Here is a 16,456-nt window from a genome sequence, read left to right on the forward strand (position 1 = left end):
CCGCTACCGGGTCAGCCGCGACACGCCGCGGACCACACCCGACCGAAGTCGATGTGGTCGCGGGTGACCAGGGGCTGCTCGGCGTACATGACCTCAAGTTGAGCAGCCGCCCGAGTGGTCCGTCAACCATCCATCATTGCCGCTCTGTTGCGATCTCCTGTCGTCCTGCAACCGGCCCCGGCCAGGGCTCGATCCGGATCCGGACCGCCCTTGACAGCCGTCGATCGCGCATGCGTACGATCACGGCGGAGTGCAGTGCACAGCGCCGGCCGTGTTGAGGGACGCGGGCCGGTGCGACGGCCGTACGTGACCACACCCGTACCTCCCGCCCGCCCGTACCTCCGCCAGGAGCCGCCGTCATGGCCACCCCGCAGGACGTCCTGCCCGCCCCGTCCGCCCTCGACCGCCCCGCCCCGCCGCCCGGCCCCGCCCCGGACGCCCGGATCGTCGCCCGCCGCCGGCCCGGCCAGTGGGTCTTCGCCGGGATCGCACTGCTGCTGGCCGCGATGGCCGTCCACTCGATCGTCCGCAACAAGGCCTTCCAGTGGAGCGTGGTCGCCGACTGGTTCACCGCGCGATCGGTGCTCGACGGCCTCACCCTGACCCTCTGGCTCACCGCCGTCACCCTCGCCCTCGGCTTCGTCCTCGGCACTGGCCTCGCCAGCATGCGACTGTCCACCAACCCGGTGCTGCGCACCCTGAGTTGGGGCTACATCTGGGTCTTCCGCTCCACCCCGCCGCTGGTGCAGCTGCTGTTCTTCTTCAACATCGGCGCGCTCTACCCGACCCTCGGCCTCGGCATCCCGTTCGGCCCCGAGTTCGTCACCGTCAAGACCGTCAACCTGATCGGCCCCACCCTCACCGCCGTCATCGGCCTCACCCTGCTGGAGACCGCGTACGCCGCCGAGGTGATCCGCGGCGGCATCCTGTCCGTCGACCGCGGCCAGCTGGAGGCCGCCGCGGCGCTCGGCCTCGGCCGGTGGCGGGTGCTGCGCCGGATCGTCGCCCCGCAGGCGATGCGCTCGATCGTGCCGACCGCCGGGAACATGCTGATCAGCGCGCTCAAGGGCACCAGCATCGTCAGCGTGCTGGCCGTCTCCGACCTGCTCTACTCGGTCCAGCTGGTCTACCTGCAGTCGTACCAGGTCATCCCGATGCTGGTGGTCGCCACCATCTGGTACCTGGCGATCACCACCCTGCTGTCCATCGGCCAGTACTACGTCGAACGCCACTACGCCAAGGGCGCCACCCGGGACGGCCTGCCGCCCACCCCGCTCCAACGGGCCCGGGCCGGGCTGCGACGGCTGCGCGAGGTGGCGGCGTGAACCGGCTCGCGATCGTCGGCGCGGGCCCGCGCGGCACCGGCCTGCTGGAGCGGATCGCCGCCAACGCGACCGAACTCCTGCCCGCCGACCGGCCGTTGCACATCCACCTGATCGACCCGCACCCGCCCGGCGCGGGCCGGATCTGGCGCCACGACCAGTCCCCGCTGCTGCGGATGAACTCGATGGCCGAGGACGTCACCATGTTCACCGACGAGCGCTCGACCATCGACGGGCCGGTCCGGCCGGGCCCCTCGCTGGCCGAATGGGCGCTCCGGCAGCGGGAGTTCGCGCCCTACCGGGAGGTCGCCGACCCGGCCGTCCGGGCCGAACTGGACACCCTCGCCCCCACCGACTTCCCCACCCGCCGGGCCCAGAGCGCCTACCTGGACTGGGTGTTCCGCCGCGCGGTCGCCGACCTGCCGCCGCACGTCACGGTCACCGTGCACCGGGACACCGTCCAGCGGATCGACGGCCCGGCCGACGGCCCGCAGACCGTCCACCTCGCCGACCGGACGCTCACCGCCGACCACGTCGTCCTCACCCTCGGGCACCTCGACTCCACCCCGCACCCCCGGTACGCCGCCGACGCCGACTTCGCCGCCCGGCACGGCCGCTTCCACCTCCCGCCCGCCTACTCCGCCGACGCCGACGCCGACCTGGACGGCATCGCCCCCGGCGAGCACGTCGTCCTGCGCGGCCTCGGCCTGGCCTCCGTCGACCTGGTCGCCCTGCTCACCGAGGGGCGCGGCGGCCGCTTCGAACCCGCCTCCGCCGGGCTGCGCTACCGCCCGTCCGGCCGCGAGCCGGTGCTGCACCTCGGCTCCCGGCGCGGCGTCCCGTACCACTCCAAGACCGGCTACCGCCTCCAGGGGCCGCCCGCCCCGCTCCCCCGGTACTTCGACGCGGCCGCCGTGGACGCCGCCCTCGCCACCGAGGGGCCGCTCGAACTCCGGCGCGACTTCTGGCCGTTGATGGCCAAGGAGACCGCCTTCGGGCACTACCACGAGCTGTTCCACGCCCACCCCGAGCGCACCACGCTGCCCTGGTCGGAGTTCCTGGCCCGGTACGACCGGCACGACTGGTACTCCCCCCGGCTCGCCGCCCTGATCGCCGAGGCCGTGCCCGACCCGGCCGACCGGATCGACTTCGAACGGCTCGACCACCCGCTGGCCGGCCTCGAACTCGGCTCCGCCGACGAGCTCCAACAGCACCTGCGCGCCTACGTCACCGCCGACGCCGACCGCCGCGCCGACCCCGCGCACAGCGCCGACCTCGGCGCCTTCCTCGCCCTGCTCTCGCTGTTCGGCCAGCTCCCGCGCATCCTCGCGACCGGCCGGCTCACCGCCCGCTCGGTCGCCGAGGAGGTGGACGGGTGGTTCTTCGGCTACTTCAGCCACCTCGCCTCCGGCCCGCCCGGCTTCCGGCTGCGCCAGCTGCTCGCCCTCTCCGAGGCCGGGGTCGTCCGCTTTCTGGGCGCGGGCGTCCGGACCGAGCGGGACGAGGCCACCGGCACCTGGCGGGCCTGCGGCGACACCGTGCCGGGCCACACCGTCACCGTCACCGCACTGGTCGAGGCGTACCTGCCCAAGCACCAGCTGGCCCGCACCCTCGACCCGGTGCTGCGCGCACTGCACCGCGCCGGGCGGATCGTGGAGGAGGTGGTCGCCGACGAGGAGTACACCCACCGCTCCGGCCTGGTCACCATCGCCCCCGGCGACAGCCAGCTGCTCGACCCCGCCCTGGACGGTGCCCCGCACCCGCGGCGCACCGCGCTCGGCCCGCACACCAGCCTGCGCGCCGCCGCCGCCTTCGCCCGCCCCCGCACCGACTCCCCGGGGTTCCGGCAGAACGACGCCGCCGCCCGCGCACTGCTGCGGGCACTGGCCGCGCTGCCGGCGGCCGCCCTGGCCGCGTAGCGTTCGCGCGCGGCGCCTCAGGGCCCGAAGATCTCCTCCACCAGGTCCTCGGCCGAGACGTGGTCCGGGGCGTTGAGCACCACCTCCGCGACGCCCTTCAGCCCGGTGCCGCGCTCCAGCGCGGTGATGCAGGCCCGCGCCTCCTGGTCGGTGGCGAAGTCCCAGGCCAGGAGGCGCCGGACCAGCACCACCGCCTCCATCGGGCTGATCCGCGGCCGCCGGGCGGCTCCGGACGGCGCCCGGCGGCCGGCCTCGGCGAGCCGCTGCTGGTAGCCGGCCAGGTCGTGCCAGGCCTGGACGGTGCTCGGGTGGCCCTCCCCCAGCACCCGGGCGAGCTCCGGCAGCAGGGCGTGCAGCTGGCGCGCGGCGCCCTGGAGATCGCCCCGGTTGGCCCGGTGGACCGCGAGGTCGTGCCGGGCCTTCAGGACGCGGGTGTCGTGCGGGCCCCAGGTGGCGTGCAGGTCGGGCAGCAGCTCGGACATCAGCCGGACCGCGGTGACCGCCGCGCCGCTCTCGCCGATGCACCACACCAGGTGGTACCGGGCACCGAGGGTGTCCGGGTCGGTCGGGCCGAGCGCCGAGCGCATGTCCTCCACCACGGTCGACAGCAGCCGGATCGCGCCGTCCAGGTCGCCCGCCCGGCTGAGGTACCAGGTGAAGTCCCGCCAGGTGCACAGGGTGTCCCGGTCGGCGGCGCCGAGCGCGGTGACGCAGTCCTGGGCGACCGCCTGGAGCAGGATCACCGACTCGCCCGCGGTCGCCGCCCGGAAGGCGGCCGAACGCCGCTCGCGCAGCGCGGCCCGGACGCCGTCCGGCGGGGGCGCGGCGACCACCGGCGGCGTGGTGAGCGGCGACAGCACCGATGACGGCGCCGCCGGCGCCACCGCCGTCGGCGGGACGGCCGGAACAGGCGGCGGCCCCACCGGAACGGCCGGCGGTGCAGGCGGCAGGGTCGGCGGCGCCGGCGGAACCGGCGGCACGACAGCCGACGGCACCGACGGCACCGGCGTCCCGCCCGTCCCACCGAGCCGTCGCTCGACCGTCCGGGCGTCGGCCGGCCGGTCCGCCGGGTCCTTGGCCAGCAGCTCGGCGACCAGCCCGGCCACCTCCGGCGGCAGCCCGAACCGCGCCGGATCCAGCGCCGGGGGCGGCTCGTTGAGGTGCTGGTACATCAGCACCGGCGTCGAGTCCCCACCGAACGGCCTCGCCCCGGTGAAGAGTTCGACCAGCACGCAGCCGAGCGCGTACAGGTCCGTCCGGCCGTCCACCCGCCCGCCGGTCCAGCGCTCCGGCGCCATGTACGCGGGGCTGCCGACGATCGTCCCGGTGGTGGTCAGCCCGCCCGCGCCGATGTCCAGCTGGGCGATGCCGAAGTCGAGCACCTTCAGGCTCCCGGCCTCGGTGATCATGATGTTCTCCGGCTTGACGTCCCGGTGCACCATGCCCGCGTCGTGCGCCACCGCCAGCGCCTCGCAGAGCTGCCGCGCCCAGCGCAGGCTCTGCTCCGGAGCCGGCAGGCCGGCCCGCAGCACCTCGGTCAAGGTGCGGCCGGTGAGCAGTTCCATCACCAGGAAGGTCACCTGCCGGTCGCCGAGCACGCACGCGCCGAGGTCGTGCACGGTGACGATGTGAGGATGGGACAGGTTGCCGGCCGCACAGGCCTCCCGGACGAACCGCAGCGCCGCCTTCGCCTGGTCACCGCCGTGGTGCCCGATGACCTTGACCGCCACCGGCCGCCGCATCCGGGTGTCGAGCGCCCGCCACACCACCCCGAAACCGCCCTGGCCGAGCTTCTCCACCAGCTCGTACCGGCCGTCGAGGACATCACCGACGCGCATCCGCCCCTCCCCCACCCCTCCTGGACCCCCCGAGACTCTACCGACGCCCGTTCGGCCCCCCTCCCCCCGCCTTCACCCAGGTGGAAGGATGGGCCGGAGCCCCCGCGACGGCGCGGCGGCGCCGGTGGCGCGGCCGCCGGACGAGCAGAGCCGAGGAGAAGCGGTCATGGCCAAGCAGGCCCCGCAGAGCGACCCGGCGCAGGACGCCCCCGAGGTGTCCGCGCCCCAGCAAGCGGCCGCCGGGCTCCCGGCGGTCGGCCACAGCCTGCGGATGGCCGCCGAACAGATGGGCGCCCGCCGCACCCTGGCCACCCTGCTCAAGGTCAACCAGCCGGACGGCTTCGACTGCCCCGGCTGCGCCTGGCCGGAACCGGGCAAGACGCACACGGCCGAGTTCTGCGAGAACGGCGCCAAGGCCGTCGCCGAGGAGGCCACCGAGCGCCGGATCCGTGCCGAGTTCTTCGCCGCCCACCCGGTCGCCGAGCTGGCCGAGCGCTCCGGCTACTGGCTGGGCCAGCAAGGCCGGCTCACCCAGCCGATGCTGCTCGACGAGGGCGCCACCCACTACACGCCGGTCTCCTGGGACGACGCCTTCGCGCTGATCGCCGAGGAGCTGCACGCGCTGGACACCCCGGACGCCGCCGCCTTCTACACCTCGGGCCGGACCAGCAACGAGGCCGCCTTCGCGTACCAGCTGTTCGCCCGCCGGCTGGGCACCAACAACCTGCCGGACTGCTCCAACATGTGCCACGAGTCGTCCGGTTCGGCGCTCACCGAGACGCTCGGCGTCGGCAAGGGCAGCGTCAGCCTGAAGGACCTCTACCAGGCCGACCTGATCATCGTGGCCGGCCAGAACCCGGGCACCAACCACCCCCGGATGCTCTCCGCGCTGGAGCGCGCCAAGCGGGCCGGCGCCACCATCGTCAGCGTCAACCCGCTGCCCGAGGCGGGCCTGGAGCGCTTCAAGAACCCGCAGCAGGCGCGCGGCCTGGTCGGCCACGGCACCAAGCTGACCGACCTGTTCCTGCAGATCCGCCTCGGCGGGGACCTGGCGCTGTTCCGCGCGCTCAACCGGATCGTCCTGGAGCAGGACGGCGTCGACCGCGCGTTCGTCGACGAACACTGCCACGGCTTCGAGGAGTTCGACGAACAGGCCCGGACGACCGACCGCGCCGAGGTGCTCGCCGCGACCGGTCTGCCGTGGGAGCAGATCGAGGAGCTCGGCCGGCTGGTGCTGGCCTCCCGGAAGGTCATCGTCTGCTGGGCGATGGGCCTCACCCAGCACAAGCACGCCGTCCCCACCATCCGCGAGGCGGTCAACTTCCTGCTGCTGCGCGGCAACGTGGGCCGCCCCGGCGCCGGGGTCTGCCCGGTGCGCGGGCACAGCAACGTCCAGGGCGACCGGACGATGGGCATCTTCGAGCGGCCCGCCGCGGCCTTCCTGGACGCACTCGGCAAGGAGTTCGGCTTCGAGCCGCCGAGGGCGCACGGCCACGACGCGGTGGACACCATCCGGGCGATGCGCGACGGCCGGGTCCGGGTGTTCTTCGCGATGGGCGGCAACTTCGTCGCGGCCAGCCCGGACACCGACGTCACCGAGGCCGCGATACGCCGCTGCCGGCTGACCGTGCACGTCTCCACCAAGCTCAACCGCTCGCACGTGGTCACCGGCGCCCGCGCGCTGATCCTGCCCACCCTGGGCCGTACCGACCGGGACGTCACCGGCACCGGCGCCCAGTTCGTCAGCGTCGAGGACTCGATGGGCCAGGTGCACTCCTCCCGCGGCGGCCTGCGCCCGCCCGCACCGGGCCTGCTCTCCGAGACCGCGATCGTCTGCCGGCTCGCCCGTACCGTCCTCGGCCCCGGGGACACCGTGCCGTGGGAGGACTTCGCCGCCGACTACGACACCCTGCGGGACCGGATCGCCCGGGTCGTCCCCGGCTTCGAGGACTACAACGAGAAGGTCCGCCGCCCCGGCGGCTTCACCCTGCCGCACGGCCCGCGCGACTCCAGGACCTTCCCGACCGCGACCGGGCGGGCCAACTTCACCGTCAACCCGCTCACCGCCCCCGAGGTCCCGCCGGGCCGCCTGCTGCTCCAGACGCTGCGCTCGCACGACCAGTACAACACCACCGTCTACGGCCTGGACGACCGCTACCGCGGGATCAAGGGCGGCCGCCGGGTGGTCCTGGTCAACCCGGCCGACGCCGCCGAACTGGGCCTGGCCGAGGGCGGGTTCGTCGACCTGGTGAGCGAGTGGCGGGACGGTGTCGAGCGCCGCGCCCCGCACTTCCGGGTGGTCCACTACCCGGTCGCCCGCGGCGGTGCGGCCGCCTACTACCCGGAGACCAACGTGCTCGTCCCGCTGGACTCCACCGCCGACATCAGCAACACGCCGACCTCCAAGGCCGTGGTCGTCCGCTTCGAACCGGACAGCGGCGCCCCGGCGTGACCGACGCGAAGGCCGCCCGGTGTCCCGAGGGACGCCGGGCGGCCTTGGGGCTGGTCTCAGTGGGTGCCCGCGGTGGCGCCGCCCGGGGCCGAGGCGCTCGCCGAGCCGGTGGTCCCCGTGGTGGCGGTGCCGGTGGTCCCCGTGGTGGCGGTGCCGGTGGAGCTCGGGGTGCCGGTGCCCGTCGGGGTGGGCGTCGCCGGGGTGCCGGTCGACGTCGGGGTCCCGGGGCCGGTCGGCGTGCCGGTCGGCGTCGGGGTGGGTGTCGGCGGCGGGGTGGGCGTCGACGTGCCAGTGCCGGTGGGCGTGCCGGGCGTGGTGGTCCCGGTGCCGGACGGCGTCCCCGGGTCGGCGGGCGTCCCGGTGCCGGACGGCGTGCCCGGGGTGGTGGACGGCGTGCCCGGAGTGGCCGGCGGGTTGGCGGGCGTGCCGGGGGCCGGGGTGGCCGGGACCTGGTTGGCCGGGCTGGGCGCGATCGGGGTGACGGTGTCCCAACCGGCGGGCAGGTCGGGCACCTTCCAGCTGCCGCCGGCCTCGTCCGCCGCGCCGGACGGGTCGGGCCGCACTGCCCCGAGGATCGGCATCGAGCCGATCGGCGACACCTTGATGACGGCGCCCGGCCGGGGCGCCTGGACGACCAGCCCGCCACCGATGTACATCGCGACGTGCGTGGCGCCCTCGAAGTAGATGACCAGGTCGCCGGGGCGGAGCTGGTTCAGCGGGATGTGCTGGAGCTGGGCCCACTGCTCCTGGCTGGTGCGCGGGATCGGCCGCCCGGCGTGCAGCCAGGCCTGCGAGGTGAGGCCCGAGCAGTCGTAGGAGTCCGGCCCCTCCCCGCCCCACAGGTACGGCTTGTTCAGCTGGGCGAGCGCGAAGGCGACGGCGGCGCGGCCGGCCAGCGACGGGGTGCGCTCGCCCTGGCCGAGGGCGCCGGAGGCGAGGAAGGCGAGCTGGGCCTCGTCGGCCTTGGCCTTCTCCAGCTTCTCCAGCTCGGTGCGCTGCGCGCCGGTGAGCGAGGCGACCAGCTGTTCGACGGACGCGAGGTCGGAGGCGACCTTGGCCTTGGCGGCGTCCTGCTGGGCGACCAGCGTCTGGGAGGTCTTGAGCGCGTCCTCGGTCTGCTTCGTCAGGCCCGCGAGGGCCTCGCGGTCGCTCTTCAGCCGGTCCAGGAACTCGGACTGCGAGCGGCTGGCGGCGGCGAGCAGCTCCGCGATGGTGACGGCCTCGTACGGGTCCTTGGAGAGCAGCAGCTCGGCGTAGGCGGAGGCGGCACCGTTGCGGTACTGGGCCGCGGCGAGCTGCGAGGCGATGTCGGTGCCGGCGTCGACCTGCTTCTGCTGGCGATCCAGCCGGCCCTGCAGGTCGGTGAGCGCGGCCTGCTGCTCGGTGACCTTGGCGACGGCGCCGTTGTACTGCTCGGTGGCGGTCTCGGCGCTCTGGTAGAGCGTGTGCAGCTGGTCGAGCAGCGGGCCGAGGGTGGCCTTGGCGGCGGCGAGCGGGTCGTCGCCCGGGCTGGCGGCGATCGGGGCGCCCGGATCGGGGGCCGCGTACGCGGCCTGGGTGGCGAGCGGGAGGGCGAGTGCGGCGGCCGCGAGGACGGCTCCGCACCGCAGCGCCGCCCGCAGCCAGGGCCGTACACCTGTCGCCTCCGTGCGCTGTGCAGCCCCGCCCATGGGTTGGTCCTCCCCGCCCCAGCCTTCTCCGGCCTCCCCGGAACCCGCCGATCCTCCCACGGGTTACTCGCCGGAAACAGAGCACATCCGGACCGGGAGGTTAATTCTCGATTGATCTGTGAGACAGCTCTCAGCAAACCGGATCGAACCGGGGCGAACTTCGCTAATGTCCAGCTCAGCGCGACCAAAGACACCCCTCCGAAAGCTGCTGGACACCACTGGGACACCATCAGAACCACGATTCCCGACCTAGTTCACCTTCCGTTTACCAAACAGACCTACGGTCGCGACGACACCAACGTCTCCGTGCGACAACTACGACGATTGTTTGGGTATGGAACACATCTCGTTCCTGGTGGCCGTTGTGATCATCACGGCGCTCGCCTTCGACTTCACCAACGGGTTCCACGACACCGCCAACGCGATGGCCACCTCCATCGCGACGGGAGCCCTCCGGCCGAAGGTCGCGGTCACCATCGCGGCCGTCCTCAACTTCGCGGGCGCGTTCCTGTCCGTGAAGGTCGCCACCACCATCTCCGGCGGCATCGTCAACGAGAAGACCGGCATCCACCCCGAGATCATCTTCGCCGCACTGGCGGGCGCGATCCTGTGGAACCTGCTGACCTGGCTGCGCGGCCTGCCGTCCAGTTCCTCGCACGCGCTGTACGGCGGCCTGATCGGCGCCACCGTGGTCGGCGTCGGCATGAACGGCGTCAACTTCGACACCGTCCTCTCCAAGATCCTGATCCCGGCGATCGCCTCCCCGCTGGTCGCCGGCCTGGCCTCCTGGGGCGCCACCAAGCTGGCCTACGCGATCACCCGCAAGGGCAACGCGGAGACCGCCACCAAGGGCTTCAAGACCGGCCAGATCTTCTCGTCCTCGCTGATCTCGCTCGCGCACGGCACCAACGACGCCCAGAAGACGATGGGCATCATCACCCTCACCCTGGTCTCGGTCGGCGCCCTGCCGCACGGCGCGCTGCCCCCCACCTGGGTGATCGTCTCGGCCGGCGGCGCGATCGCGCTCGGCACCTACATGGGCGGCTGGCGGATCATCCGCTCGATGGGCAAGGGCCTGGCGGACATCAAGGCGCCGCAGGGCTTCGCCTCCGAGTCGGCCGCCGCGACCGTCATCCTGACCTCGTCGCACATGGGCTTCGGCCTCTCCACCACCCAGGTCTGCTCCGGCGGCATCATGGGCGCCGGTCTCGGCGGCCCGAAGGCCGAGCTGCGCTGGAGCCTGGTCCGCCGCATGGTCTACACCTGGGCGCTGACCCTGCCGGCCGCCGCACTGGTCTCGGGCGGCGCGGCGCTGCTGGTCCGCCAGGGCACCTGGGGCATCGTCCTGGTCGGCGCCGTGCTGGTGGCCGGCTCGGGCGCGATGTGGCTGATCTCCCGCCGCCAGCCGATCAGCGCGGACAACGTCAACGACGTCACCCCGGTGGAGGTCCCCGCGACCGCCCCCGCGAACGCCCCCACCCCCGCCTCGACCACGGTCGCGGCCTGAGCGCCGCAGGCTGAGGAGCACCCGCCATGCACATCAAGTGGAACGCCCTGGCCCAGACCGCCGGTGCCAGCTTCGGCATCACCGTCGCCGTGGTCGCCGTCTTCGCGCTCGGCATCCTGGCCCTGTCCCGCCGCGAGGCCGCGCTGAGCGCCCGCGAGGGCGAGGCCGCCCCGGCGGCGGGCGGCGGCCGACTGGCCCTGGCCGGCGCCTACGTCTGCTTCGGCCTCTGCGCCGCGGCCGTCGTCTACGGGCTGGTGCTGATCGCCGCGCCGTAGCGTCCGACGGTTCCCGCCCGGGACGCCGAAGGGGCCGGGGAGTGTGGTCCACACTCCCCGGCCCCTTCGCGCATCCCCGCCGGCGGTCAGCCCTGCTGGCTGGTCTTCAGCGCGGTCTCCCGGATGAACAGCACCGTTATGAAGGCCAGCAGCGCGAACGGCGCCGCGAAGAGGAACACCATGCCGACGCCGTGCCCGAACGCGTCCGTCACCAGCGGGACGATCGGGGCCGGCAGCTTGTGCAGGTCCGGGATGCCCCCGCCGCCGACCGCGCCGCCGGCCGGGATGTGCGCGGCGGCGAGGTTCTCCGTCAGGTAGTGGGTCACCTTGTTGTTCATCAGCGCGCCGAGCGCGGAGACGCCCATCGCGCCGCCCATGGTGCGGAAGAAGGTGACCACCGAGCTGGCCGCGCCGAGTTCGTGCCGCGGCACGGTGTTCTGCACCGCCAGGACGAGGTTCTGCATGGTCAGGCCGAGGCCGATGCCGGTGATCGCCATGTAGACGGACAGCAGCGTGTAGTCGGTGTCGGCGCGCACGGTGCCGAGTAGGCCGAAACCGATGGCGAGCAGCGCCGTGCCGGAGACCAGGTAGGCCTTCCACTTGCCGTACTTGGTGATCAGTCGGCCGGCCACGGTGGAGGAGAGCGCCAGGCCGAGGATCATCGGCAGGGTCATCAGGCCGGCCATGGTCGGGGACTTGTCGCGGGCCAGCTGGAAGTACTGGCTGAGGAAGGTGGTCGCGCCGTACATCCCGACGCCGACCAGCACGCTGGCGAGCGCGGCCAGGCTGACGGTGCGGTACTTGAAGAGGTCCGGCGGGATGATCGGCTCGGCGGCGCGACGCTCGATCACCACGGCGAGCGCGCCCAGCAGCAGGCCGCCGCCGACCATCGCGGCGGTCTGCCAGGACAGCCAGTCGTAGTTCTTGCCGGCCAGCGTGATCCAGATCATCAGCAGGCTGACGGCACCGGTGATGACCAGCGCGCCCAGGTAGTCGATCTTCGCCTTGCGCTTGACCACCGGCAGCTTGAGGGTGCGCTGGATCACCAGGATCGCGGCGATCGCGAACGGGATGCCGACGTAGAAGCACCAGCGCCAGCCCAGCCAGGAGGTGTCCACGATGACGCCGCCGATCAGCGGGCCGCCGATGGTGGCCAGCGCGAAGACCGCGCCGAAGTAGCCGCTGTACCGGCCGCGCTCGCGCGGCGAGACCATCGCGGCCAGGCAGATCTGGCCCAGCGCGACGACGCCGCCGGCACCGATGCCCTGGAGAGCCCGGCAGGCGATCAGCTGACCGGTGTTCTGGGAGAGGCCGGCCAGCGCCGAGGTGGCGATGTAGATCACCAGGGCTATCTGCAGCAGCAGCTTCTTGCTGGCGAGGTCGGAGAGCTTGCCCCAGATCGGGGTGGAGGCGGTCAGGGTGAGCAGGGCCGCGGTGATCACCCAGGTGTAGGCGGACTGGCCGCCGTGCAGGTCGGTGAGGATGTGCGGCAGGGCGTTGGAGACGACGGTCGACGAGAGCACGGCCACGAAGAGGCCGAGCAGCAGGCCGGACAGCGCCTCCATCACCTGCCGGTGGGTCATCGGTCGGTCGTCGACGGCGGCGGCTGTGCCGGTCGCGGCCTCGGTGGTCACGGTCATCTGGGTCCTTCGGCGAGGCGTGCGGGGATACGCGGGCGGGGTACGCGGGCGGCGGCGCGGACGCTGTCCGCGCGCGGCGAAAATTCGTTGCCTTAGGCAACCATAAGACCAATGGTTGACTTAGGCAACTTTCTTCAAGGCCACGTAAAGCCCGGCCGGATCCCGCACCACGCGGGCCCGCCGGGCTCACCCCGTCGCCGCCGGTCACTCCACCGGAGGCTCCCCGATCACGTCGTTGAAGCGGTGCAGCAGCTCCGCGAAGCGGTCGACGTCCCCCCGGGACCAGTTGCCCAGCAGCTCGCGCACCCGCCGCATCCGGACGTCCCGGGCCGCCAGGTAGCGCCGTCGCCCGTCCTCGGTCAGCGAGACCAGCGCGGCCCGGCCGTCCTGCGGGTCCGCCTCCCTGGCCACCAGACCCAGCTCCTCCAGCGCCCGGATCTGCCGGCTCACCGTCGCCTTGCCGACCGCGAAGTGCACGCCGACGTCCGTCACCCGCACCGGCCCGGCCTGCTCGACGTAGCCGAGCAGGCTGTACGCCATCCCCTCCAGCTCGGGGTGCACCCGGCGTGAGAGCTCCGCCACTCGGGCCCGGCCCCGCCGGAACATCAGCGCGACCTCGTGCTCCACCGCCAGCAGGGCTTTCTCGTCACTCACCGCGCCAGTATCCCGCAGCCGCACGGGCCCGGACCCGGCGCGCGAGGTGAGACAAGACAACTAGTTCATGGTATGAAGTATCCGTTTTCCCCCTATACACAAGGAGATGTGGATGGCCGCCCCGGGGCAGGGTTTCATCGCCGAACTCAAGGGCGCGGTCACGCCGCGCGCGGCGCTGCTGGTGGTCGCCGTACTGCTGCTCCAACTCGGCTTCATCACCTCGTACGTCGGGGCGCTGCACCACCCGACCCCGCACAACCTGTCGATCGCGGTGGTCGCCCCGCCGCAGGTCGCCCCCAAGCTGGTCCAGGCACTGGACTCGGCGCCGAACGACGCCGTCAAGGCCGTCACCGCGCCGGACGCCGAGACCGCCACCCAGCAGATCAAGGACCAGAAGATCTACGCCGCGCTGGTCGTGAACCCGGCCGGCAACCAGGACACCCTGCTGGTCGGCGGCGCCCGCGGCCCGTCCGCCGCCAAGGCCGCCGAGACCATCACTACCGCGGTGGAGCAGACCCAGGGCCGCACGGTCAAGGTCGAGGACGTCGTGCCGCTCGCCAAGGGCGACACCAACGGCCTCTCCGCCTTCTACCTGGTGATCGGCTGGTGCGTCGGCGGCTACCTGGTCGCCTCGATCCTCGGCATCAGCGCCGGCTCCAAGCCCGCCAACGCCCACCGCGCGGTGATCCGGCTCGGCGTGCTGGCCCTGTACTCGATCGCGGCCGGCATCGGCGGCACGGTGATCGCCGGGCCGGTCCTGGACGCGCTGCCCGGCTCGATCCCGGGCCTGTCCGCGGTCGGCACCCTGGTGGTGTTCACGGTCGGCGCGTTCACCATGGCCCTGCAGTGCCTGTTCGACATCGTCGGCATCGGCATCGCGGTGCTGATCTTCGTGGTGCTGGGCAACCCGAGCGCGGGCGGGGTCTACCCGCCGCCGATGATGCCGGCCTTCTGGCGGGCGATCGGCTCCGTGATCCCGAACGGCGCCGGCACCAGCGCCGCCCGGTCGATCGCCTACTTCGGCTCCACCAACCTGGCGATGCCGATCGTGGTACTGGTGGTCTGGGCGGTGGCCGGCGTCGCCGTCACCTTCCTGGCCGTCCTGCGCGGCCCCCGCTCCGGCGGCCGCGAGCTGGTCAAGGAGGCCTGAGCCTCCCGGTCCGGACGACCGCGCCCCGGCCCTCGGCCGGGGCGCGGTCGCGTTCCGGCGGCTCGGCGGCTCCGGCCACTCCGGCCGCTCCGGCCGGAGGACGTCCGCCGTCGGTGCTCAACCGCCGGCCAGCCGGCCCGGGTCGGCGACGACGGCGCGCACCACGCCCACCGCGGCACCCAGCAGCGGTCCGCGCCGGCCGAGCCGGGACACCGTCAGCCGCTCGTCCGACCAGGGCCGTACCGTCACCCGGGCGGCCAGCTCGGCCCGCATCGCCGGCAGCAGCCAGGGCGCCAGCCGCGCGTAGCCGCCGCCCAGCACCACCTCGGCCGGGTCCAGCAGGTTGACCGCCCCGGCGGCCGCGGTGCCCAGCGCCGATCCGGCCCCGGCCAAGGCCGCCCGCGCCGGTTCGTCCCCGGCCTCGGCGCGCTCGGCGAGCAGCGTCACCCAGTCGCCCCGCACGTTCGCCGACCCGGCCGCCCGCAGCACCGCCTCCCCCGCGTACTGCTCCAGGCAGCCGTGCGCGCCGCAGGCGCAGCGGGGCCCGTCCGGGTGAACCGGCACATGGCCGAACTCCCCCGCGTAGCCGCGCGCCCCGCGCAACAGCCGCCCGCCGACGACGATCGCCGCGCCGACACCGGCCTCCGCCGAGACGTACAGGAAGTCCTCCGGCCCGTCGTCCAGCCACCGCTCGGCCAGGCCACCCAGGTTGGCCTCGTTGTCCGCCTCCACCGGCAGCTCGGCCAGGTCGGCCGCACCGGCCGCGCGCAGGGCCGGGCGCAGTTCGGCCGCCAGCGGGACGTCCTGCCAGCCCAGGTTGGCCGCCCGCTGGAGCACTCCGCCGGAGGTGCCGACCAGTCCGGGGACGGCCAGGGTCAGCCCGGCCGGGCGCAGACCCGACTCGGCGACGGCCGAGCGCAGCAGTTCGGCGAGGTCGGCCATGACGGCGGCGGGCTGCCGGCCCCGGTTGCTGACCTCCCGGCGGAGCCAGGCCCGGACCTCACCGCGCAGGTCGACCACGCAGGCGCCGAGGTGCTCCACGCCGATCTCGGCGCCGAGGCCGCCGGGCCCGAGCGGGTTGAGCCCGAGCGCGGTGCCGGGGCGGCCGACCTTGCCGCTGGGCGCGGCCGGGCCCTCCTCGACGACCAGGGCGTCGGCGATCAGCTGCTCGGCGAGCGAGGAGACGGCGGCCCTGGTCAGCCCGGTCTCGGCGGCCACCTCGGCCCGCGAGCGCGGGGCCCGCGCGATCACCCCGAGCACCAGGGCCAGGTTGGCCCTGCGCATCCCCTGCTGGCTGGCGGGCCCGCGCCGGAGGCCGTCCGGCTCACGCATCACGTTCATGCGCCCACCTCGCTTCGCTCGCGCCGCTCTCTCACGCCGCTGGTACTAAGGCATGTTTGGTGGCATCTCGGGTGCAGCGTAACCGGGTTCCGGGGACGGCGTCCTCACCAGGGCGGGCCCGGCGGGCAGTACGGTGCGGGGGCGCTCGGCGGGACAGGTGAAGACCCAGCGCTGCATCGCCCAGAAGCGGAACAGCATGGCGACGAAGGTGCCGACGACCATCCCGCTGAGGAAGTCCGCGGCCTCCTGGGCGAACGGGCCGACGTACGGCTCGCGCAGGTCCAGGACGTAGCGGGAGACCACCAGCGGCAGGTCGTTCACCGCGATCGCCACCACGCTGACCAGGGAGAACAGCAGCGCCTCCCGGTGGCGGCCGGCGGCCCGGAAGGACCACCGCCGGTTCAGCACGTAGGAGACCCCCGTCCCGATCACGGTGGCGACGGTCAGCGCGGCCACCGGCTTGTGCGCCAGCACGGTGAACTTCAGCTCGAAGTCGATCACCAGGGTGAGGGTGAAGCAGAGCGCGCCGACCAGCAGGAACTTCACCAGCCTGCGGTGCCGGAGCAGGAACGGGCACAGCCGGGCCGGCACCCGGGCCAGGGCACGCTGCGTGGGGGACGGCATCTTCGCAGTCTCGCACGCGTGCCGCCGTCCCTCCCGTCACCGTCGCTGCGCGGGTGAACCCGCC

At 73.7% G+C, this 16,456-nt stretch carries 12 protein-coding genes; 6 read left to right on the plus strand and 6 right to left on the minus strand.

The genetic code is table 11. The annotated features are described in order from the left end of the window. The first annotated feature begins 359 nt into the window (after window positions 1-359). Both P3T27_RS08785 and P3T27_RS08790 read left to right on the plus strand, forming a co-directional pair. Entirely contained in the window at window positions 360-1,325 is a 966-nt protein-coding gene (locus P3T27_RS08785; RefSeq protein WP_280676089.1) for an amino acid ABC transporter permease, read from the plus strand. Beyond that, on the plus strand, window positions 1,322-3,241 hold the full coding sequence (locus P3T27_RS08790) for an FAD/NAD(P)-binding protein (RefSeq protein ID WP_280676092.1): 1,920 nt from the start codon (window positions 1,322-1,324) through the stop codon (window positions 3,239-3,241). The genes P3T27_RS08785 and P3T27_RS08790 overlap by 4 nt, the downstream gene beginning before the upstream one ends. Before the next feature lie 17 nt (window positions 3,242-3,258). On the opposite strand, the gene P3T27_RS08795 is transcribed toward P3T27_RS08790, so the two are convergent. Next, a complete protein-coding gene (locus tag P3T27_RS08795) occupies window positions 3,259-5,079 on the minus strand; it encodes a serine/threonine-protein kinase (protein ID WP_280676094.1) in 1,821 nt (606 codons plus the stop codon). A 166-nt stretch (window positions 5,080-5,245) separates the two neighbouring features. Here P3T27_RS08795 and P3T27_RS08800 point away from each other — a divergent pair, with 166 nt between their 5' ends. Next, a complete protein-coding gene (locus tag P3T27_RS08800; RefSeq protein WP_280676096.1) occupies window positions 5,246-7,531 on the plus strand; it encodes an FdhF/YdeP family oxidoreductase in 2,286 nt (761 codons plus the stop codon). 56 nt (window positions 7,532-7,587) lie between these two features. Here the strand turns inward: P3T27_RS08800 and P3T27_RS08805 are convergent, their stop codons facing one another. Then, the gene (locus tag P3T27_RS08805; RefSeq protein WP_280676098.1) at window positions 7,588-9,201 is read right to left on the minus strand and encodes an NlpC/P60 family protein; all 1,614 of its coding nucleotides are present in this window, start codon (window positions 9,199-9,201) and stop codon (window positions 7,588-7,590) included. Between the two features lie 334 nt (window positions 9,202-9,535). Between P3T27_RS08805 and P3T27_RS08810 the strand changes: the two genes are divergently transcribed. Together P3T27_RS08810 and P3T27_RS08815 are read left to right on the plus strand one after the other, a co-directional pair. Next, window positions 9,536-10,708 (plus strand): inorganic phosphate transporter, encoded by a 1,173-nt coding sequence (locus P3T27_RS08810; RefSeq protein WP_280676100.1) that lies wholly within the window; start codon window positions 9,536-9,538, stop codon window positions 10,706-10,708. 26 nt (window positions 10,709-10,734) lie between these two features. After that, window positions 10,735-10,983, plus strand: coding sequence for a hypothetical protein (locus P3T27_RS08815; RefSeq protein ID WP_280676102.1), 249 nt, complete (start codon window positions 10,735-10,737; stop codon window positions 10,981-10,983). Between the two features lie 86 nt (window positions 10,984-11,069). Here the strand turns inward: P3T27_RS08815 and P3T27_RS08820 are convergent, their stop codons facing one another. Both P3T27_RS08820 and P3T27_RS08825 read right to left on the minus strand, forming a co-directional pair. Beyond that, the gene (locus P3T27_RS08820; RefSeq protein ID WP_280676104.1) at window positions 11,070-12,623 is read right to left on the minus strand and encodes an MDR family MFS transporter; all 1,554 of its coding nucleotides are present in this window, start codon (window positions 12,621-12,623) and stop codon (window positions 11,070-11,072) included. A 204-nt stretch (window positions 12,624-12,827) separates the two neighbouring features. Next, window positions 12,828-13,277, minus strand: a complete 450-nt coding sequence (locus tag P3T27_RS08825; RefSeq protein ID WP_280676106.1) for a MarR family transcriptional regulator — start codon at window positions 13,275-13,277, stop codon at window positions 12,828-12,830. Window positions 13,278-13,389: 112 nt separating this feature from the next. Between P3T27_RS08825 and P3T27_RS08830 the strand changes: the two genes are divergently transcribed. Next, window positions 13,390-14,427 (plus strand): ABC transporter permease, encoded by a 1,038-nt coding sequence (locus P3T27_RS08830; RefSeq protein ID WP_280676108.1) that lies wholly within the window; start codon window positions 13,390-13,392, stop codon window positions 14,425-14,427. Window positions 14,428-14,544: 117 nt separating this feature from the next. On the opposite strand, the gene P3T27_RS08835 is transcribed toward P3T27_RS08830, so the two are convergent. Together P3T27_RS08835 and P3T27_RS08840 are read right to left on the minus strand one after the other, a co-directional pair. Beyond that, complete coding sequence (locus P3T27_RS08835; protein ID WP_280676110.1) at window positions 14,545-15,768, minus strand: ROK family transcriptional regulator; 1,224 nt, start codon at window positions 15,766-15,768, stop codon at window positions 14,545-14,547. A gap of 45 nt (window positions 15,769-15,813) precedes the next feature. Further along, a complete protein-coding gene (locus P3T27_RS08840; RefSeq protein WP_280676112.1) occupies window positions 15,814-16,392 on the minus strand; it encodes a GtrA family protein in 579 nt (192 codons plus the stop codon). Window positions 16,393-16,456: the final 64 nt, after the last annotated feature.

Source organism: Kitasatospora sp. MAA19, assembly GCF_029894125.1.
Classification (GTDB): Bacteria; Actinomycetota; Actinomycetes; order Streptomycetales; family Streptomycetaceae; genus Kitasatospora.